Here is a 21,461-nt window from a genome sequence, read left to right on the forward strand (position 1 = left end):
TCCATAGTTGCTTTGTTGGACAAAATATACTCACCATGTATATGCAGTGACTACGAAATATATTTGCTTATGCGTAATTGATGAGAGATGAGGTGTAAAATTGTTAGTGATTCAGCAAACATCCCAATTAATAGATGAATGTGAACAATGTGTTTTACGATTCTGGCAAATGCGTGAGGAAGACCGGACACCTGATTTTTTCCAAGAGGTGAAACCACACGCTGATGAAATTCATCAACTATTGAAGGAATGGCAGCAAGAGGCCAATACATGGATTCAAAAAAATAAACCGAAATATATGCATACGCAGCAAATTGCTTCAGTGGTAGAATCGATGGAGCAATTTGTTGTGCAATCTTTTTATAAAGAAACTAGTAAAAAACGTTTTTTAGATGCGACCCATTCTACCTCCTATACTTTAAAAACCTTTGAACGATTACTAAAGGAGGAGGAATCGAATGCTATCGAAGAAACGAACGATTAGTGAGCTTTTACAGGAATGGAGATACGATGAAGAATTAAAAGAGCGTATTTTACATTGGCAAACACTAGAAAGTCGACCAGCCAAATATGCACCTTTCCCAGGAAATTTACACCCATCCCTAGTGAAAGCACTACAGGCAAGGGGTATCGAGCAACTATATACACACCAGCGAGAAGCCTTTGATTTGGCGCAGCATGGTACATCTTTTACAGCGGTTACGCCAACTGCTTCGGGTAAATCCTATTGCTATCATCTACCAGTGCTGCAAAAAATAATAGAAGATAAAAATGCGCGGGCCATTTATTTATTTCCAACAAAGGCATTAGCACAGGATCAAAAAAATGATTTAAATGAACTCATTGAGCAAAGTGGCGAGGAAATTTTAAGTTATACGTATGATGGAGATACGGCGCCAGGCATTCGCCAAAAAGTTCGAAAGGCAGGGCATATCGTTATGACGAACCCCGATATGCTGCATTCCGGAATTTTGCCACATCATACTAAATGGGTCTCACTCTTTGAAAATTTGCAGTATATCGTTATTGATGAATTGCATACATATAAAGGGGTATTTGGTTCGCATGTTGCCCACGTTATTCGAAGACTAAAGCGTATTTGTGAGTTTTATGGTAGTAAGCCGGTGTTTATTTGTACATCAGCTACCATTAAAAACCCGAAAGAACTTGCTGAGCTTCTGACGAATGAATCACATGCACTAATTGCTGATTCAGGCGCACCTGTTGGCAAAAAAACCTTCCTTTTTTATAATCCACCAATTATTCATAAAACATTTGGGGTGCGTAGAAGTGCCGTGTTAGAGGTTAGTGATTTAGCCAAAAGGTTGTACATAGCTGGCATTCAATCCATCATTTTTGCCAAAAGTCGAGTACGAGTCGAGATGATTGTCACATACTTAAAGGAGCTCACTCGCAATAAGCTACTCGATGAATCTGTGCGTGGCTATCGAGGTGGATACTTGCCCTCTGAGCGACGTGTCATCGAAAAAGGCTTGCGTGAGGGTACGATTCAAACAGTGGTTAGCACCAATGCATTAGAACTAGGTGTTGATATCGGTCAATTACAAGCTTGTATTATGACAGGTTACCCGGGAAATATTGCGAGTGCTTGGCAGCAAGCAGGACGTGCGGGAAGACGTCAGGATGAGGCATTGATTATATATGTTGCACAATCTTCTGCATTGGATCAGTATGTGGTCAATCATCCTTTGTTTTTGCTTGGTAGTACGCCAGAGGAAGCGCGTATCTATCCAGAAAATATGTTGATTTTAATGGATCATTTGAAATGTGCCGCCTTCGAGCTACCCTTTTCAATAGGCGATTCGTATGGAGAATATGACATACAGGAATTGTTGGATTACTTGGCGGAGGAAGGGGTTGTCTTTAAGACGAGTGACAAATGGCATTGGATGAGTGATCGTTTCCCTGCGCATGATATTAGCCTGCGTTCTGCGTCACAGGAAAATGTGGTCATAATTGATCTGTCCGTCCCTGCACAGACAAAGGTGATTGGAGAAATGGATCGTCATAGTGCCATGACCCTTTTACATGAAGAAGCCATTTACCTACACCAAGGTATTCAATTTCAAGTGGAGAAGCTCGATTGGGAAGAAAAAAAAGCCTTTGTACGTGAAGTAGATGTGGATTACTATACAGATGCCAATCTAGCAGTCGAAATGAAGGTGCTAGAGGAGGATCGTAGCCGTCCCTATGGAGGCGGTACAATTAGCTTTGGCGATGTTGGCTTAGTCGCACAAGCAACGATCTTTAAGAAAATCCGCTTCGGCACACATGACAATATCGGTTCAGGGCCTATCCACCTCCCGCCAGATGAAATGCATACAAGTGCTTCGTGGCTTTCGTTCAATAGGGTGTCTCAATGGTCAGAGGCAGAATTAACGGATGCTATGGTAGGAGCTGCTTATGCGATGAACGCTTTTATCCCGATTTTTATCCAGTGTGATAGTAGTGATGTAGCAGTTGTGCCGCAAGTAAAGGCATCACACAATGAGTTACCAACGTTCTTTGTTTATGATAAGTATCCAGGTGGGATCGGTTTAAGTGAGAGAGTATTTGCACTATGGGAAGAACTGTTAAACAAAACGCTACAACATGTATCGAGCTGTCCTTGTGAATCAGGTTGTCCGTCTTGTATTGGGGCGCAAGATAGTTTAGAGCAAGGGAAGAAAAGAGTGATAGATCTTCTTCGAATGTTAAATTAAATAAAAAGGGCTTAGGGAATAAGCAAGTTCGTTCCTCAAGCCCTTTTATATTTTATAAATAGTATCATCTTATTTGTTAAAACGAGGGTTACCTACTACGCTTGTGGGAAGGAGGAAGTCGATTTGCTATTCGACCAAATGACACATTTTCTTTTTCATTTTCTTGATATTAAAATTTTATCAAGCAAGACGAAACGGCATTATCAACAAAGACTTGAGAGCCATTGCTTACTGTTTACCACAAAGGGGACTGCTAATTTGGCTTTTGGAAATCACCAACACAGGCTGCTTAAAGATAGTGTCTACCTTTGCCCTGCTCAGAGCGAGCTTATCTTAAAGGTGGATTTAGAGAAGTTAACTACCGTTTACCTTATTACCTTTAATGCTCTCCCACAGATGGAGGCGAAGACTGATAGAGGAGAAGAGATAAATCTTGAACAAACAGAAGAAATCATCCGTCTTTGTAACAGTCTAATGGCATTGGTTGAGAATCCTATCAAAGAGGACATTTTATTAAGCCAAGCACATTTTTACTTGCTTTTACATACCATCACTCAGCATCGTAAAACCTCTAATAGAGACTTGCAACATATGTTAGAAAAAACAAAACAACATATGGAGTATCATTTTCAAGAAGCTATTCAAGTGAAAGATTTAGCCCAAATGATGAATATAAGTGCAAAATATTATATGGAACTATTTCGAAAACAGTTTGGTATTAGTGCCATCCAGTATTTAATGAATATAAGAATGGAAGCGTCTAAATGGCTTTTAATAAAAGGAGGTAAAACCCTTCGAGAAATTGCAAGTGAGGTTGGGTATAAAGACGAGTTTTACTTCAGTCGTCGATTCAAACAACAAATGGGTATGTCTCCCTCTCTATTTATGAAAAGTCGTAGAAAAAACATCGCTGTTTTAGATAGTTCTTTTTTTGGCTTGCTTGCACCACTACATTATATCCCCATTGCAGCACCGCTCCATCCAACATGGCGATTTCATTACTATAAGACTTTTGGCAATCATGTACCTATTCAGCTAGCTGTGGGCAGAACGCCAGCCGTTTTAAATGAAAATATCGCGTTACTTCTACAAGAAAATCTGCAATATGATTATATATTTTGCTTAGATAATGTGACGGATGAGCAGTTGACGATATTACAAAAGAGAGGCCATGTTTATCGACTTGCGTGGAGCAGTTTATCATGGCGTGAACAGTTGCTAGAGGTTGCAAAAATCCTAGATGCAGAGATGGAAGCAAGGAAATGGCTTATAGAATACGAACAAACTGTACAAGAGGCGGTTGCTAGCTTAGCGTACATTTGCCATGAGCGAAGTATGTTATTTTTGTTAGTGAGAGAGGATGAATGCTATCTGTATCAGGATAGAAGTATTCAAGAAGTTTTGCTGGAGGACCTAGGACTAAATGTGATGATCTCTGACACACAAGAACCTATTACAATTGGGCAATTATCTGAAATGAATCCAGATTTCATCATGGTACTTGTTTATGAAGACGAAGAATCGATGATGAAATGGGACGAGCTTCAATCAGATGAGCTGTGGCTTGAATTGAAATCAGTGCGAAATGATTCCGTCTATACACTTACTCATTTTCCATGGGTCGACTATGCTCCGTTGCCACATTTACTGATTGTAAAAGAAGTCATGCAATTGTTAACCGCAGATAGTTCATTATAAAATCCGCCTTTTCTACATGGACGCCAAAAGAACGCTTGTTTATTATTGATAATAGTTTTCATTCTCAATTGAGATTAGCGTAAAAGGAGGCGTTCTTGATGAAAAAAACTATGGTCATTTTAAGCATCATAGTATTAACTTTAACTTTATCTGCATGTACAAAAGATAAGGAAGAATCAACATCATCTGTCTTGCAAAAAAAGGAAAGTGAAGAACAGACAACAAAAATTACTTATTTAAATAATCATTACAGCGTTCCAGTAAAACCAGAGAAAATTCTCTTTTTAAATGCCTTTGAATCCATTGAGGATGCTGTGATTTTGGGCATAGAACCCTATGCAGCAAGTGCAATTGGTAGTGATGAGGAGCCATTCCCCAGTTTTTTTGGCGACGTTACGGCGAATACAATTCCTTTATTAACAACGAGTGGGGACAGTTTGGAGTACGTTTTGCAACTTGCACCAGATTTAATTATCAGTACAGATATGGAAGATCCAAAAGTTTTAGAACAGTTAGAGAAAATCGCACCAGTAATTCCAACCTCTCATTATGGACCAGATTGGCAGGAGAATCTTGAAATGCTAGCTGAGATTACTGGAAAGGCTGAAAAAGCAAAAACACTTATTGATAAATACCATCAGGATAAGCAAAATGCTATCCATTATCTCGATTCATTCCAAGACAAGGATATAGTAGCCATACGTATTCGAGGTGGCGAAATGATGATTTACCCTAAAGACGTATTTCTCAATGATGTACTATACGGTGAATTGAATCTCCCTGTGCCAGAAGCTATTAACAAGGTGAATCAGCAAACCGTTATTACTTTGGAGGGCCTCTATCAAGCCAATCCAGATTATATTTTTATCCAGTATGATCTTTATGAAAATGATATGGATGGAAGTATACTTGAGGAGCTTCAACAAAGCCCAGTTTGGAAAGGATTAAAGGCAGTCGAAAGCAATCAAGTTTTTATTAATGCCGTAGATCCATTGGTAATGGGTGGAGGGACATTGAATGGTCGAATTCGTATTTTAGAAGCAACTATGGAAGCATTAAGTAACTAAAATACGTAAAGGTGATAAGGAGCGATTGTGTGAAATTATCAGAGGAACTTGAGCAACTATTTATGTCAAAATTTGAACAAGGGCTTTTCTCAGGCAATATTTTAGTAGCGAAGGAAGGTAAACCTATTTATATAGGTACTTTTGGCTTATCAAATTACCATAGTGGCAAGAAGCTTTCCGAAAATTCCTTATTTGAGTTAGCTTCAGTAACGAAGCCTATGACAGCCATGGGCATTATGATTCTCGAGGAACAAGGGAAACTTAATTATGATGACGCTATCAAGAAATGGATTCCCTCATTTCCATACGAAACCATTACTTTACGACATGCATTAACACATACATCTGGATTGCCGGATTATATGGAATTATTCGAAAGCCACTGGGATCATCATTGTATTGCGACGAATAGAGATGTACTACGTTTACTAACGGAACATAGACCACCGCTCTATTTTGACTCAGGTGAAAAGTATCAATATAGTAATACAGGTTATGTTTGCCTGGCAATGATAATTGAAAAAGTATCAGATATGTCCTATGCCATGTTCATGTTACAGCATATATTTAAACCGTCAGCAATGCAACGAACAAGGGTCATGAATCGCAGGTATCATCCTGAAGATGTTGAGGATTTTGCTTTTGGCTATATCCGTGATGAGAATAGTGCATTAATCTCCTTGCCTGACGACCTTCCAGGTTATGAGTTTGTGAACTATTTAGACGGAATCCAAGGAGATGGAATGATTCATTCAACCATAATGGACTTACTTTCGTTGGATAGAGCACTAAAAAGGGGGGATTTGCTTTGTGCATCATCTCTTGAATTGGCTCTGTCCTCAATTGTGACAAAGGATGGTCAAAAGACACCATGTGGCTTTGGTTGGTTCATTGATCAATCACCAAAAACAGGGAAAAAGGTATTCCATAGTGGTGGTTGGCCAGGTTATACCACGATGTTATGCCGTTATATAGAGACTGATTACACCATTATTATCCTCAATAATGTAGAATGCCATACAGAAGATAACCTGCATGAAAGCGTATCAGATTGGTTACAGCAAATTGAAACATATATATTTCATTGAATGTGATACAGATAGAAACTCAGTGGGACTTTTTCCATTGAGTTTTTTTATCTTAATTCTGTGGATAGTATGCTATAGGTCGTGATAGTTTTAGGTTAACTTCTGCTCGTCAGTTTGAAAAACTAGACGAAATGACTTTGAATGAGTCTAACAATCATGGTAATCTTGCAAGAGAGTCTTATACTATAAGCAGAAAATGAGTGAAATGCATGTCTTACGAAAATAAAATACTACAAATGAAAAAAATGCTTGGTAAAAAACCAACAGCAGCTCAACAAAAGGTAGAAGAACCAGCTTATCAAAAGCCAACTAAGCCGAGCTATACCGAGCGCTGGGAAAAGGCGGGGCTTACGGTTGTAGAAAATGATTTTGGGATTGTGTTTAAGCGCCATGTGCAGTATCCGTTTTCTTATCAGCATGGTCATTATCAGCTACAGTCATTCTTTGATGCCTTGAAAAAATGGCAGGGTGCCGAGTTTGACCATCCTTATGCACTTGATTTACAGGAGCCTGTATTATTTTTTGATACGGAAACGACGGGCTTAAAAGGTGTTGGTACGCATATTTTTTTGCTTGGGTTTTTAGAGGTAGACGAAGAATGTTTTAAATTGACTCAATATATTCTTGCAGATCCTGCACATGAGGCAGCTTTCTTGTTTGAATCAAAGCTTTGGCAAAAATCAGCGACTGTGATTACCTACAATGGGAAAAGCTTTGATTGGCCGCAACTTGAAACGAGATGGACGCTCCATCAAAAAACATTACCAAAATTACGAGCGCAGCGACAGATTGATTTGTTGCATAGTTCGAAGCGTTTATGGAAAAATGATATGGAGCGCTTAAAATTAAAATCTGTGGAGGAAGAGAAACTTGGTTTTTCTCGTATAGGAGATATTCCAGGCCATCTTGCACCAATTATTTATTTAGATGCTGTGAAAAGTGGCATACCTGACGCTCTTATGAAGGTGCTGCTTCATAATGAGTGGGATTTACTGTCCCTCATCACACTTTATAGTCATTCAACGCAATTATTGTTTGAAGAGGAGCATGAGGAATCAGCAAAAACCTTCACCAATATTGGGAAATGGTATGGCGATTTAAAAGAAAGCACACAAAGCGTAAGGGTTTTAGAAAAGGTGACAATGCAATTTGATGCACTAGAAGCGGGGAATGCTCAATATTATTTAGCGTTACAGCATAAAAAGGGAAAACGTTATAATGAAGCTATTGACTCATTTGTAGCCTCTCTCCATTTTGTTGAACCAAGGACAAAGTTACATGCCCTTGAGCAGTTAGCCATACTTTATGAGCATCAAATGAAAGACTATGACCAGGCCCTTTATTATACGCAAGAAGGCATACGTCTTATTCAAAATCATGAGCAATGGAGAATAGAACAAAAACAAAAATGGGAAATTTCGTGGGAAAAGCGATTACACAGATTAGGAAATAAGAAATAATTTCCTGGGGAAGCGCAAGAAACGACAAGTTTAGCCTTACAATTGGTGTTTTCAGACGATATAATGTGATGAAGTATGCTATAATGTATTCGTGTATGTAGTGTGAGGAAGGGCGATGTGAATGGACATTAAATTAACGTCAAAAATGATCCTTGAAAAGGAATTTAAAAAGAACTTTAAAGGCTACAATGTAGAAGAAGTAGATTCTTTTCTTGATGAAATTATTCAAGATTATGAAACGTTTGAAAAAGCGGTGGCCCAACTACGTGAAGAAAATAGACAGTTAAAAGAAGAAATTGATAGTACCCCAAAGAGACAACCAGTTGCATCAGCAGCTGCTGGTACAACTAATTTTGATATTTTAAAACGTCTTTCTAATTTGGAAAAGCATGTATTTGGCAGCAAGCTATACGAATAATTTTTTATTAATTATATTGTATTTAACATAAAACTCTAGTATAATCTTTCGTATCATCATGAAATTCTGGTAATCGCTGCGGCGCTAGACGTCGTAGAGGAAAGTCCATGCTCACACGGTTCTGAGATGTCCGTAGTGTTCGTGCTTACTGAAAAAATAAGGTAAGGCAGCTGTTCAAGCTGACGGCGGAAGGAAAACCTAAGTCCTAGGATATGGTTGACACTTCCTGAAAGTGCCACAGTGACGAAGCTTGCTTGGAAACATGCAAGGTGGAACGAGGTAAACCCCACGAGTGAGAAACCCAAATTATGGTAGGGGCACTCTCTTGAAGGAATTGAACGGATAGAGGGACAGAGTATGCTCTGTAGATAGATGGTTACCACCTGATCGTACGAGGCGCAAGCTGTTTGAGTACTCAGGAACAAAACATGGCTTATGGAATTTTTTGATGCTTATCTACGAAATATCAAACGCTCTCCAATTCGGTGGAGAGCTTTTATTTTGAGTTCATGAGGAAAAAGTAACCTTGTTAATCAAGTCTTGGTATGCGCGATACGTTTGAAAATGGCGAATATATCGCTACCGCTTCTAAGTCATAACATCTGAAAACGGCTATCGCATCCACGTGATGTATTGCTCTTGATGGCATATTTTATCGGGTGTCTAAACACCCGTTGATCAAGATAAAGCCTCTGGCGAATGGCGCAGATTTTAGTAATTTGCAGAACATGTAAGTTCGAAAATATCTGGACACAATTAGCTGAGGCGGAATGGATTACATACCGGTTAACCTGACATAAATGCCCTTTGAGGGGGAGTATAGAGAGATAGGATGGAGCGGAAACATGAACGGAGTAAACAATTGGGAAAGTATGGATAAACTAAAGCTAATTTCTAAATATCCGACTACCTTAATACTTAAAATCTTCGAAAATGTATCTGAAGGTATCATGATTACAGATGAATTCAAAAAGATAGTAATGGTCAATCCTGCCTTTGAATTTGTTACAGGCTATACACGTGATGAGGTGGTTGGAAAAACGCCAGCCGTATTACAATCAGGTGTACATGAGTTGCCATTCTATTTAGAGATGTGGGAACAGATACGACAAGAAGGCATTTGGCAAGGTGAGATATGGAATCGTCGTAAAACTGGAGACGTATATCCTGAATGGTTAACAATTGTTTGTGTAACCAACGATGAGGGTGAGGTTACAAATTACTGTGGTATTTTCACAGATTTGTCTGAAAGAAAAATAGTAGAAAACGAATTAGAAAAGCGTTTGCTTACGGATTCATTAACAGATGTATCCAATCGTTTTGCCTATATTGAAAGAATGGATAATCTCTTAGAATCGACTTCTGCTATTTCTCATTCAGTGCAGCATGCGATCTATTTCTTAGATTTGGATCGATTTAAGCAAATTAATGATACATTAGGCCATGCTGTTGGAGATTTAATTTTGAAAGAAGTAGCAAATCGTCTAAAACAGCTACTAAAAAACAAAGACATTATTGCTAGATATGGTGGCGATGAATTCGTCATTACTTTAACCAATGTGAAAAATGTGAAAGAGGCTGCAAAATTTGCTGATCAAATTATTAGTTGTATTGAACAACCGATGATGATTAACGGTCAGGAAGTTTTTATGTCGACAAGTGTGGGTATTAGTGTTTATCCAGTAGATGGTAAAAATACAGAACAACTCATCAATTGTGCAGATCGAGCAATGACCTATTCCAAAAAGAATGAATTAAACGGCTATTCCTTTTATTTTGATGAACTACAAACAGACGCACAGCGCGTTTTATTGCTAGATTCAGAGCTAAGAAAAGCTATAGAAAACCGTGAATTTGAGCTGCATTTTCAGCCGAAGATTTCGATGGAAGATGAGCAAATTCAAGGCTTAGAGGCACTGGCTCGCTGGAATAGCGAGAGGTTAGGCTTTGTGTCACCTGCGGAGTTTATTTCCTATGCGGAGGATACGGGTTTAATCATTCCGTTAAGTGAGCTTATTATTGAAAAAGCATGTGAGGCAGTTATTCAAATGCAGCAACAGGGTTGGAAAATACCTGTTGCCATTAATATATCGAGTATACACTTTAAACAGCAGAATTTTTTAGAATCGATACAAGCCATATTAGAGCGCTATAATATGCCAGCTAATAATTTTGAAATAGAAGTGACGGAGCGAACGGTGATGAACAGTGCGAACGAGACGGTTAGTAAATTGGTTCGTTTGAAACAATTAGGCTTTAAAATCTCAATCGACGATTTTGGGACAGGCTATTCATCCCTAAGCTATTTAGTTCGCTTTCCATTAGATTGTTTAAAAATTGATCGAAGCTTTATTCAGCATATTGGCTCACTCGATGAAAAACAGGCAGTTGTAGATGCGATTATTCAAATGTCCCATCGCCTAAAAATGAAAGTTGTTGCTGAGGGTGTAGAACAGGCACAACAAGTGGATATACTACGTAAAATGAACTGTGATATTATCCAGGGCTATTATTACAGCAAACCATTACCATTAAACGATCTCATTGAGTTTATGGAGTTTTGGGAAATTGAGCATCAAGGAAGGAAATAAGTTATGGCAAACTATCAATTAGTAGCTACGTCAGCAATGGGCTTAGAGTCTATTGTGGCCCAAGAAGTAAAAGCTCTTGGCTATGAAACAACTGTTGAAAATGGCAAAGTATATTTTGAGGGCGATGAAACGGCTATCGCACGCACCAATTTATGGTTGCGTGTAGCGGATCGTGTCAAGATAGTCGTTGGACAATTCCCAGCAAAATCTTTTGAGCAATTATTCGAAAGTGTCAAAGCATTACCATGGGAAAAATATTTACCTGTGGATGCGGCTTTTCCGGTTTCAGGGAAATCTGTAAAATCGAAATTATTTAGTGTACCAGATTGCCAAGCAATTACCAAAAAAGCAATCGTTGAACGAATGAAACAGCATTATAAACGACTTGGCTTTTTAGATGAATCGGGTGCGACTTACAAAATTGAGGTTTCGATTTTAAAAGATGTGGCGACACTGACTATTGATACATCTGGCGCAGGCTTACATAAGCGTGGCTATCGTCAGGCACAAGGGGAGGCACCGTTAAAGGAAACGTTAGCGGCGGCACTTGTGCAAATTTCGAAGTGGAATCCAAATCGTCCGTTCGTTGACCCATTCTGTGGCTCTGGTACTATTACACTTGAAGCGGCAATGTTTGGACAAAATATTGCACCAGGGTATAACCGTGAATTTATTTCTGAGGATTGGCCTTGGATGAAAGCGGCCATCTGGGATCAAGTCCGTGATGAAGCGGAAAGTTTAGCCAATTATGATCAGCCATTAGAAATTATTGGTTCTGATATTGACCATCGTATGGTCAGCATTGCACAAGAAAACGCAATAGAAGCGGGCTTTGGTGAGTTAATCACGTTTAAGCAAATGCAAGCACGCGATTTTACAACACAGTTAACGGATGGTGTCATGATTGGGAACCCACCATATGGAGAACGTATTGGTGATGTAGAAGTCGTGGAGCAGGTAATCCGTGATGTCGGGAAAGTCATGAAAAACTATCCATCTTGGTCTGTGTATATGCTATCCTCCATGAAAAATTTTGAAGAATTATATGGACGCCAAGCGACGAAGAAACGAAAATTATTTAATGGTTTTATTGAAACAAATTATTATCAGTTCTGGGGTCAAAAGTCTAAAAGAGATTAACGAATAGTAACGGAAGATAAGATCTTTTCTTATCTTCCGTTTCGTCGCGTATAATAGCACCAGATAGTTAGAGGGGGAACATCAATTGCGTAAATCTTTACCATTTGCATTATCAAAGGACCGTTCATTTTTTGAATCATTAGGTGATTGGATGGGCGATGTCCTTTATGATGAATTACCTGAAAAAGGCTTTGAATGCCGTGATGAGCAAATTTTTATGGCTTATCAAATAGAGCAAGCACTGAAAGAAAAAAATATCCTCTTTGCAGAGGCAGGCGTAGGAACTGGGAAAACAATCGCTTATTTATTACCAGCCATCTCTTATGCACGCTACACAGGGAAGCCTGCGCTAATTGCTTGTGCAGATGAAACATTAATCGACCAACTCGTGAAAGAGGGGGGCGATATTTATAAACTCCAAAAAACGTTAGGGCTCGATATAGATGTTCGTCTTGCAAAATCGAGAGACCAATATTTATGCTTAAAACGCTTTGAGGAAGCAGAAAAAGTGGAGACTGATGAATGGATTGATGATATTGCTTTTTCCATCCCTGATGGTGTCTATGCGCAAGGCTCTATGATTGCTTTACAGCCATATGGAGAACGTAGTGACTATCCAACGGTTAGTGATGAGGATTGGCAAAAAGTGAATTACAATGCCATTATGCAATGTTCTGTTTGTGAGCTGCGTAATCGCTGTGGGCAAACGTTGCATCGCTCCCATTATCGTAAATCAACAGATCTTGTCATTTGTTCTCAGGATTTTTTAATGGAGCATTTGGCTACAAAGGAATCTCGTGAGCGTGAAGGTCAGCTTGCTTTACTGCCAGAGGTATCGATGATTGTGTTAGATGAAGGGCATTTATTGGAATATGCTGCGCAAAAGGCAATGACATATAAAGTTCAAGCAACTACCATCGTACAATTATTAGAGCGATTGATGGTAGATGGCGTACGCGAGCGTACACTGTATGCGATGGAAAAATTACAGGATGATCATGAGCTATTTTTTGATCAGCTTCGTGATGATATCGTTGCTTCAAATGAGGATCGTAAACGTATAAACAAATCGAAAGCATTGCTTGCTTATGGGAAGCAGCTAATAAATGATGTGGAAGTTTTGATGGAAGAATTCGTCTTTGAATCAGAAATGTATATGATTCCTGAATATGAGTTAAATATGGCGGAAGAATACTTAGAACAATATGAGGCTTCCTTACGTATTTTCATAGCACAGGGAGATGCGGTGGATTGGTTAGAGGAAACAGATGGCGAGGAAACGCTTGTCATTATGCCTCGTTTAATCACAGAAGTTTTAGCAGAAAAATTATTCTCTAAAAAGCTTCCAATCGTCTTTTCTTCTGCCACATTATCGGTCAATAAGGACTTTTCTTACATTGCCTACAGTTTAGGTATTCGCGATTACCAATCATTTTCTGTGCCTTCTCCATTCGACTATGAAGAAGTGATGAAAATTTATTTACATGAGCTTACGCAACGTGACAAAACAGCGCGTGTTCAGCAATTGCTGCGTGATAGCGAGCAAACATTGATTTTATTTAAATCAAAGCAAGCCATGCTAAATTTTAAGGCAGAATTGCCGATTATGGAGCGTATGTATGTAGCATTTGAAGGAGATCGAGAGCTATCCGCCATTGTTCGAGATTTCCAGCAGGGGACTATTAAAACATTATGCTCCTATCATTTATGGGAAGGCTTAGATTTACCTGAGGAAGCCTTAACACGTGTGATTATTTATGATTTACCATTTCCTCCACAGGATCCATTATTTGATGCGAAACGTACGTTTGCTGAAAATCCATTTGAAGAAGTGGAACTACCTTTCATGCAACTACGCTTGCAGCAAGGGATGGGTCGCTTAATCCGTACATCTAATGACCATGGAGATATTCATATTTTATTAAATGAAGAAGAACAAAAACAACGTGCAGCCTTTGAAAATATAGTAGCGGTTGTACCAGAAATAAAATAGAAAGAAGCGAGTTTGCCATAAAGGTAAGCTCGCTTTTTTAATATATTAAAATAACATTATGGGTATGGATATAATGTGGTGGTTTAAAAAACTGTTGAATATTTCTCTTTTAAGCTATATAGTTCTTTGTAATGCAACGAAATTTGGTGAAAGAAAATATTTTTTGTATTGAAAATAATTTCACAAAAGGTTTATAATAATGACAAGAATTTTTAAGAATAGTCAAATTGCTTGCTGACTATTCCTTGATAGGGGGCTTAAACCTGTCGAACATTCAATCATTGTGTAGAAAATATACAAATCTATCGGCAACGGATATTGACAAGTTAATAGAAATTGAAGCTACGCTAACGTATTATGCTGAGTTGACTGATTGTTATATGTTCATAGATTGCCTGCTGGAAAATTTACCGCATGCAATTGTTGTGGCAGAGGCATTCCCGAAAAAGGAAATTGGTTTATATGAAAAATCAGTTATCGGAAAATTCGTATTTGAAAGTTTTGAACCAGCTGTATTTGCTGCATTCAAACATCAAGAAAAATCTTCTATTTCCAGAGCGATTACGCAGGAAGGGATTACAGTAGAGCAAAATGTGATGCCTATTTTTAATGAGCAACAGCAAGTGATTGCTGTGTTGATTCAGGAAAAAATGGTGAAGATGCAAACAACACCGAAAGATGATTTTCAAAATATGCCTTTTGCTTTAATTGAGCATATTGTAGAACCGAATCCGCAACCGATACCCGTTGTTTCTGATTTACTTGTAGAGTCCATAATTCTCACCAATCATGAAAATAAAGTGATTTATAGCAATCCTGCTGGCTATCATTTTATTTCTGAGCTATCGGGATTAGAGAACTTTGACAATGTTGCATTGGATAAAATTTTACCTTTTTTACAAGAAGTCTATGATAAAGGCGATGATGTCTTTTTCTTAGAAATTACAATTGATCGTAAATCCTTTATTGTAAAGAAAATTCCGATTCGCAGTCAAAACGAGAAGGTCACTTTACTCATTATTCATGATCTAACAGAGCTTAAGCTGAAAGAAAATGAGTTAATGATGAAAACCTTTGCGATACGAGAAATTCACCACCGCGTGAAAAATAATCTTCAGACAGTGACAAGCTTATTACGCCTGCAAATGCGCAATGATCGGTCTGCTGCGAATGCAAGTGCTTTTCAAGAGGCATTAAATCGAATATATAGTATTTCATCTGTTTATGAGCTTATTTTAGAAAATGAAGATAACGCTGAAGAAAAAGTAGATGTTATCGCGTTAGCTAAAAAAATTGGTCATAAAATGATTGATACGTCCAATACAGCAACTATTCAACTAGCCTTTCAACATGATAATTTGCAGCTATTCTGTCATTCAAAAAAAGCGGTATCTCTCGCACTCATTATTTGCGAGCTCCTGCAAAATGCATTAAAGTATGCTTTTATCGGTCGTGATGAAGGAACCATTGATATTCAATTCATTCAGGAAGAGTCTACTATTTCACTCCATATTTCTGACAACGGCGTTGGAATGCAAGAGGTGAAGGCATCTTTTGGGATGGAGATTATCACAAGGCTTGTAGAGTATGATTTAGCTGGCTCATTTTCAATTATCCCTAGTGAAGAAGGTACACATACTCAAATTCAGTTTCCTGTAAGTGAGGAGGTATTTATCGTAAATGACTAGGAAAGTTATGATTGTCGAAGATGAATCACTGATTGCGATTGATTTGAAGTTTATGTTAGAAGACAATGGCTACGAAGTAGTAGCACAGGCGAGTAATGGGGAAACAGCCATTGAATTAGCCTTTTTACATAAACCGCAATTAATCTTAATGGACATTAAAATGCCTAAACTGGATGGGTTGAAGGCAAGTAAAATTATTGAACAACAGCTTGGTATACCCGTTCTTTTCATCTCAGCATACAGTGAAAAAGAATTGTTGCTATACATGAAGCAAGACAATATATTAGGCTATGTCATGAAACCGTTTTCTGAGAAAAATGTGTTGCCTGTGTTAGAGGTTGCTTTTCATCAAATTGATAAATTTAACCGACTCAATGGCGAGATCTTACATAAGCAAACACAATTGGAAAAACGAAAAATCATTGAACGAGCAAAGGGTTTGCTCATGCAGGCTGAAAACATTAGTGAGGACGAGGCTTACCGTAAGATTCGCAATGAAAGCATGCAAACACAACAGGAAATGGTACACATTGCACAGCAAATTATAAACACCTTACAAGTCAATAGTTGAAGCAAAGGCGCTTTAAAGAGATTTCTTCTTTAAAGTGCCTTTTTTTATATAAATTTAATAATGAAAAAGGGGTGATGAGTAAGATGGCAATGATAGGAACGATTATCGTTTATATTATTATGATTTGTGCTGTTTTAGGGGCAATCGGGGCTATCCGAGATGCTGAGTATGGGATTGGGAAAGAATTTATGAATGGGATTCATACCGTTGGGCATATTTTTGTCCCAGCAGCAGGGATCATGGCAGCTATACCTTACTTAACATGGTTTATTAGTCATTTTATTAGTCCGATTTTTGAGTTAATTGGTGCAGATCCTGCGATTGCAGCGACGACAATTTTAGCTTCAGACATGGGTGGTTACCAATTAGCCAATGCGTTAAAGGAGTCTTATGAGGGATGGGTAATGGCTCTTGTTGTTGGCTTTATGTCAGGTGCTACCATTGTATTCTCAATTCCAATGGGTCTTGCGATGTTAGATAAGCGTGATCATAAATATATGGCGCTAGGTATTATGGCTGGCGTATTAACAATTCCGATTGGTGCATTTATTTCGTCGATCATGATCGTGCTATTTAACACAGAAGTACGTGAAGTTATTAGTACAACAGAGGCACCTACATATGTGTTTGCCATTTCTGTTTTACAAATATTAATTAATTTACTACCGTTATTCATTTTCGTTATTTTAATCGCACTAGGCTTAAAGCTTATTCCGAACGGTATGATTGCAGGCTTCATGATATTCGGACGCGTGATGGATGCGGGGATTAAATTAGTATTAGTGTTCTCGATTGTAGAGATTTTCACAGGTATTTTTACAAAGATATTTGGTGCGTGGGGCTTCGATCCAATCATGGCTGATGAAATCGACCAATTCCGGGCATTAGAAACAGCTGGTTATATTGGAATTATGCTAGCGGGTGCGTTCCCAATGGTGTATTTAATTCGAAAATATGCTTCCAAACCACTTGAAGCGGCTGGTAAAAAATTAGGTTTATCATCTGTAGGAAGTGCGGGGATTTTAGCAACAATTGCTAATATTTTGGCGATGTTTACACTGATTCGCCATATGCCACCGAAGGATAAAGTAATTAACATCGCGTTTGGTGTATGTTCAGCCTTTTTATTAGGCGATCACTTATCATTCACAGCTAACTTCCAGCCAACCATTATTTTACCTGTAATCGCTGGGAAGTTTTTAGCTGGTGTTATTGCGATTATTTTTGCTTATAAGCTTTCTGTACCAACTGCATTAAGGCTGGAAATTGAGGATCGCAAGGCAGGCATTATTAAAGAAGGCGAATATTTAACAGATCAAAAATCTTAATTGATTAAAAAGTGAGGTGATGACGTGTGAGTGAAGAGAAAAAAAGATTTATTCAGGAGTTTGTGCCGGGTAAACAGCTAACATTGAGTCACCTTATAGCCAATCCTGATCCCGATATGTTTCAAAAGCTGGGTATCCAAGAATCGGGCGCACTGGGCATTATGACGTGTACCCCAAGTGAAACGGTGATTATCGCAGGAGATTTAGCGACAAAGGCTGCCAATGTCAGACTAGGATTTTTAGATCGTTTTACAGGTAGTCTCGTTATTGTTGGTAGTGTATCAGAGGTGGAAATGGCGATGTTAGAAATTAATCGTTTTTTATCTGAGGTATTAGGTTATACACCATCAAAAATAACAAAATCATAGGATGTGTCATATGAAAAATCGAGTAATGATAATAGGCGGTGTGCAGGCAGGAAAGTCAACATTGATGAATACGTTGTTGGGTAAAGAAAGCAGTGCCAATAAAACACAAGCACTCGTTTATGATGACTGGATTGTTGATACACCAGGTGAATATGTTGAAAATCCAATGTATTACAGGAATATTATGGCAACTTCATTGGAAGTAACCCATGTCATTTACTTGCAGGATGCCACCTCTGCAAGAAGTGTGTTCCCTCCGCAATTTAGCTTAGGGATTCCTAAAATACAGATTGGTGTTATTACCAAGATAGATGCCCCTAATGCCAATATGGAAAGGGCTATAGCCTTATTAAAAAATGTGATGACACATGGGCCCATCGTGAAAACCTCTTCCTGGCAAAAGTTAGGCATCGAGTTGATTGAACCATTGATTCAACTTACGACACAGGAAGAAATTCGTCAATTCGTCAAAGATCGCGATAGTCCGTATCTCATGTATTGCTCACAGTAGCGAGAGGGAGGTATAGGGTGAAAACTGAAAAAATATTTAGTGCAGGCATTGATATTGGGACAAGTACTACCAAAATGGTGGTCAGTAGTTTTCTGTTAAAGAATGTGGCTGGTGTGACACATGTGCCAAGGATTGAAATTATTGAGAAAACGGTGTTACATCAAAGTCCAATCATTAAAACACCTTTTATCAATCGAGACATCATCGATATGAAAAAAATTGAAGAATTTATTTTTCAGCAATATCAATTAGCACAAATCGCACCAACTGACATTTCAACAGGTGCCATTATTATTACAGGCGAATCGGCCACGAAGGAAAATGCAAGCGAGGTTGTCCATACCATTGCCGATGGTGCAGGTCATTTTTTAGTTGCTACCGCTGGTCCTGATTTAGAGGCCATCATTGCTGCTAAAGGGGCTGGTACCCTACAGCAATCAAAGAATTCAGCTAAGGTGATTGCCAATATTGATATTGGCGGAGGAACTGCCAATATTGCTGTGATGCAGTTTGGAGAAGTTATTGGTACATGTACCTTACATGTTGGTGGTAGATTGATTGAATTTAAGGATGGGAGGGTTCAATCAATTTCTCCGCCACTCATGCGACTAATGGAACAATGGGCTAATCCGTTAGCTGTCGGTGATGCGGCCGATGATGCTCGTGTTTCACAATGTATTGACGAAATGGTTGGAACACTTGCCATGATTCTTAGTGGACAGTGTACCGATGGAGAGCATCCATTATTACTAGGGCATTTACCGAACTGGCATAAACCAGTGGATGCCATCGTCTTTTCTGGTGGTGTAGCTTCCTGTATTTATGAAAATGAATGTACTCAGCGCCAATATGATGATATAGGCGAAAAATTAGCGAAAATGCTTATACAACATGAGCAACTACAATCGTTTTTATGGCTACGACCAGAAGAAACAGCACGTGCAACAGTCACTGGAGCGGGTACACAAACAACTGAAATTAGCGGGGCAACCATTCAGGTAGATGCCGAGGTGTTACCACTAAAAAATGTACCTGTTTTCAACTGCCATATGGAGTCAGCGAAAGATTTTAATACTACGGTGAAGACAGCCGTAGAGCGAGCAGATGATTTATTTTCCATCCAGGATAATCGTTCGCCTTTCGCACTCTATTTTAGCGAATTGCCGTATTTAAGCTTTCAGGATGTACATGCATTGTGCCAGGCTATTTTGCAACATTTGGCGACAAGATGCTCCAAGGACATACCAATTATCATAGTCATTCAATCAGATTACGCAAAGATTATTGGACAGACCATACAAGCCATTCATGCGACAGTACCAATTATTTGCATCGATCAAATTAAAGTGGAGACGGGCGATTATATCGACATTGGAGAGGCTCTGCCATCTGGCGTTGTTCCTGTTGTGGTGAAGACCCTTGCCTTCCACTCAAAGTAAGGAGGATGAATGTGAATCTATCGGTGATATTTGGTGGAGAAAAATATAATTTTAAATCATTAAAAGATGTAATGGCTAAGGCCAATGAAGAAAAATCAGGCGATCGGCTAGCTGGTATTGCAGCTGAGACGGTTCAACAACGAATCGCAGCTAAAGCTGTATTAAGTGAGCTTTTAGTCAAAGATATCCGAGAAAATCCATTAGTGCCGCAGGAAAATGATGAGGTTTCACGCATTATTGAGGGCGATATTAATGAGCAAATCTATGGAGAAATCAAAAACTGGAGCATCGAGCAGCTGCGTGAATATATTTTATCGAATGACACAGGGGATCGTGAATTAAAGCGATTAAGTAAAGGGATGAATTCAGAAATTATTGCTGCTGTCACAAAGCTCATGTCAAATCTAGATCTTGTTCATGCAGCCAATAAAGTAGAAATACTGTCAACGTGTAATATTACCATTGGGCAAAAAGGGACACTGTCCTCTCGCCTACAGCCAAACCATCCAACAGACAATATTGATGGCATCATCGCCTCACTAAAAGAAGGACTGTCTTATGGTATTGGAGATGCTGTTATCGGTATTAATCCTGTAGATGATTCAGTTGAAAGTGTCAAAAAGGTACTTACGGCTACAAAAGAATTTATCAATGACTGGTCCATCCCTACACAAAACTGTGTTCTAGCTCATATCACAACACAGATGAAAGCAATTAAGCAAGGCGCACCAGCAGATATGATTTTCCAAAGTATTGCTGGGACGGAAATTGCCAACCGTTCGTTCGGTATTTCTGCGGATTTAATAAGAGAAGCAGAGGAGCTCATTAAAAAGCAAGGAACGGGTACTGGCCCAAATTTATTCTACTTTGAAACGGGCCAAGGCTCAGAGCTATCGGCAGAGGCTCATATGGACATTGACCAAGTAACACTCGAATCTCGCAATTATGGATTTGCAAGACATTTTAATCCTTACATTGTGAACACAGTAGTGGGCTTTATCGGTCCAGAGTATTTATACAATAATAAACAAGTTATTCGAGCAGGTCTAGAAGATCATTTCATGGGCAAAATGCACGGTATTCCAATGGGTGTAGATATTTGTTATACCAACCATATTAAGGCGGACCAAAATGATGTTGAAGATTTAAGTGTGCTACTAACAGCAGCTGGCGTTAACTTTATTATTGCTGCGCCGATGGGTGATGATGTTATGCTCAACTATCAATCAATGAGCTTCCATGATGTGGCTACATTACTCCAAACATTTGGTAAAAAACCAGCACCAGAATATTTAGCATGGTTAGAGAAAATGGGCATTTATGAAAATGGTCGACTTTCAGCAAGAGCTGGCGATTTATCCATTTTTGAAAGGTAGGT

Annotated in this window: 17 protein-coding genes and 1 other RNA gene; all 18 read left to right on the forward strand. The window is 38.7% G+C overall.

Annotation, left to right across the window (positions count from 1 at the left end):
- Positions 1–106 precede the first annotated feature (106 nt).
- The 18 genes from AC6BKE_RS15275 (at position 107) to AC6BKE_RS15360 (ending at position 21,459) form a co-directional block, all read left to right on the forward strand.
- On the forward strand, positions 107–484 hold the full coding sequence (locus AC6BKE_RS15275; protein WP_230593757.1) for a YppE family protein: 378 nt from the start codon (positions 107–109) through the stop codon (positions 482–484).
- On the forward strand, positions 459–2,723 hold the full coding sequence (locus tag AC6BKE_RS15280) for a DEAD/DEAH box helicase (protein ID WP_089933185.1): 2,265 nt from the start codon (positions 459–461) through the stop codon (positions 2,721–2,723). Before AC6BKE_RS15275 ends, AC6BKE_RS15280 begins: the two co-directional genes overlap by 26 nt.
- Before the next feature lie 123 nt (positions 2,724–2,846).
- Positions 2,847–4,421: a helix-turn-helix domain-containing protein gene (locus tag AC6BKE_RS15285; protein WP_499857150.1), complete on the forward strand. Its 1,575-nt coding sequence runs from the start codon at positions 2,847–2,849 to the stop codon at positions 4,419–4,421.
- A gap of 98 nt (positions 4,422–4,519) precedes the next feature.
- Complete coding sequence (locus AC6BKE_RS15290; protein WP_271912849.1) at positions 4,520–5,488, forward strand: ABC transporter substrate-binding protein; 969 nt, start codon at positions 4,520–4,522, stop codon at positions 5,486–5,488.
- A 29-nt stretch (positions 5,489–5,517) separates the two neighbouring features.
- Positions 5,518–6,576, forward strand: a complete 1,059-nt coding sequence (locus tag AC6BKE_RS15295; RefSeq protein ID WP_499857152.1) for a serine hydrolase domain-containing protein — start codon at positions 5,518–5,520, stop codon at positions 6,574–6,576.
- A 209-nt stretch (positions 6,577–6,785) separates the two neighbouring features.
- Entirely contained in the window at positions 6,786–8,036 is a 1,251-nt protein-coding gene (locus AC6BKE_RS15300; protein WP_036118422.1) for a ribonuclease H-like domain-containing protein, read from the forward strand.
- Positions 8,037–8,157: 121 nt separating this feature from the next.
- Positions 8,158–8,454, forward strand: a complete 297-nt coding sequence (gene gpsB, locus AC6BKE_RS15305; RefSeq protein WP_036118417.1) for a cell division regulator GpsB — start codon at positions 8,158–8,160, stop codon at positions 8,452–8,454.
- Positions 8,455–8,515: 61 nt separating this feature from the next.
- Positions 8,516–8,895, forward strand: an RNA gene (gene rnpB / locus AC6BKE_RS15310) — RNase P RNA component class B.
- A 404-nt stretch (positions 8,896–9,299) separates the two neighbouring features.
- Complete coding sequence (locus AC6BKE_RS15315) at positions 9,300–11,045, forward strand: putative bifunctional diguanylate cyclase/phosphodiesterase (protein ID WP_036118414.1); 1,746 nt, start codon at positions 9,300–9,302, stop codon at positions 11,043–11,045.
- Between the two features lie 3 nt (positions 11,046–11,048).
- The gene (locus AC6BKE_RS15320) at positions 11,049–12,185 is read left to right on the forward strand and encodes a THUMP domain-containing class I SAM-dependent RNA methyltransferase (RefSeq protein WP_036118413.1); all 1,137 of its coding nucleotides are present in this window, start codon (positions 11,049–11,051) and stop codon (positions 12,183–12,185) included.
- Between the two features lie 85 nt (positions 12,186–12,270).
- Entirely contained in the window at positions 12,271–14,178 is a 1,908-nt protein-coding gene (locus AC6BKE_RS15325; RefSeq protein ID WP_058845093.1) for an ATP-dependent DNA helicase, read from the forward strand.
- 227 nt (positions 14,179–14,405) lie between these two features.
- Positions 14,406–15,866, forward strand: coding sequence for a sensor histidine kinase (locus AC6BKE_RS15330; protein WP_051891581.1), 1,461 nt, complete (start codon positions 14,406–14,408; stop codon positions 15,864–15,866).
- On the forward strand, positions 15,859–16,437 hold the full coding sequence (locus AC6BKE_RS15335) for an ANTAR domain-containing response regulator (RefSeq protein ID WP_036118407.1): 579 nt from the start codon (positions 15,859–15,861) through the stop codon (positions 16,435–16,437). The genes AC6BKE_RS15330 and AC6BKE_RS15335 overlap by 8 nt, the downstream gene beginning before the upstream one ends.
- Positions 16,438–16,520: 83 nt before the next feature.
- The gene (gene eutH / locus AC6BKE_RS15340; protein ID WP_036118404.1) at positions 16,521–17,765 is read left to right on the forward strand and encodes an ethanolamine utilization protein EutH; all 1,245 of its coding nucleotides are present in this window, start codon (positions 16,521–16,523) and stop codon (positions 17,763–17,765) included.
- Positions 17,766–17,791: 26 nt separating this feature from the next.
- Positions 17,792–18,133, forward strand: a complete 342-nt coding sequence (gene eutS / locus AC6BKE_RS15345; protein ID WP_036118401.1) for an ethanolamine utilization microcompartment protein EutS — start codon at positions 17,792–17,794, stop codon at positions 18,131–18,133.
- A gap of 10 nt (positions 18,134–18,143) precedes the next feature.
- Complete coding sequence (locus tag AC6BKE_RS15350) at positions 18,144–18,644, forward strand: EutP/PduV family microcompartment system protein (RefSeq protein WP_036118397.1); 501 nt, start codon at positions 18,144–18,146, stop codon at positions 18,642–18,644.
- Between the two features lie 17 nt (positions 18,645–18,661).
- Positions 18,662–20,083 (forward strand): ethanolamine ammonia-lyase reactivating factor EutA, encoded by a 1,422-nt coding sequence (locus tag AC6BKE_RS15355; protein WP_036118394.1) that lies wholly within the window; start codon positions 18,662–18,664, stop codon positions 20,081–20,083.
- Positions 20,084–20,088: 5 nt separating this feature from the next.
- Positions 20,089–21,459 (forward strand): ethanolamine ammonia-lyase subunit EutB, encoded by a 1,371-nt coding sequence (locus AC6BKE_RS15360; RefSeq protein ID WP_051891580.1) that lies wholly within the window; start codon positions 20,089–20,091, stop codon positions 21,457–21,459.
- The last annotated feature ends 2 nt before the right edge of the window (positions 21,460–21,461 follow it).

This window comes from Lysinibacillus sp. COL-1, assembly GCF_059814265.1.

Coding starts and splice junctions, on each gene's coding strand:
- AC6BKE_RS15350 (WP_036118397.1), top strand. CDS start 18,144: ATGAAAAATCGAGTAATGATAATAGGCGGTGTGCAGGCAGGAAAGTCA.
- eutH (WP_036118404.1), top strand. CDS start 16,521: ATGGCAATGATAGGAACGATTATCGTTTATATTATTATGATTTGTGCT.
- gpsB (WP_036118417.1), top strand. CDS start 8,158: ATGGACATTAAATTAACGTCAAAAATGATCCTTGAAAAGGAATTTAAA.
- AC6BKE_RS15360 (WP_051891580.1), top strand. CDS start 20,089: ATGAATGTGAATCTATCGGTGATATTTGGTGGAGAAAAATATAATTTT.
- AC6BKE_RS15335 (WP_036118407.1), top strand. CDS start 15,859: ATGACTAGGAAAGTTATGATTGTCGAAGATGAATCACTGATTGCGATT.
- AC6BKE_RS15300 (WP_036118422.1), top strand. CDS start 6,786: ATGTCTTACGAAAATAAAATACTACAAATGAAAAAAATGCTTGGTAAA.
- AC6BKE_RS15315 (WP_036118414.1), top strand. CDS start 9,300: ATGAACGGAGTAAACAATTGGGAAAGTATGGATAAACTAAAGCTAATT.
- AC6BKE_RS15320 (WP_036118413.1), top strand. CDS start 11,049: ATGGCAAACTATCAATTAGTAGCTACGTCAGCAATGGGCTTAGAGTCT.
- AC6BKE_RS15280 (WP_089933185.1), top strand. CDS start 459: ATGCTATCGAAGAAACGAACGATTAGTGAGCTTTTACAGGAATGGAGA.
- AC6BKE_RS15290 (WP_271912849.1), top strand. CDS start 4,520: ATGAAAAAAACTATGGTCATTTTAAGCATCATAGTATTAACTTTAACT.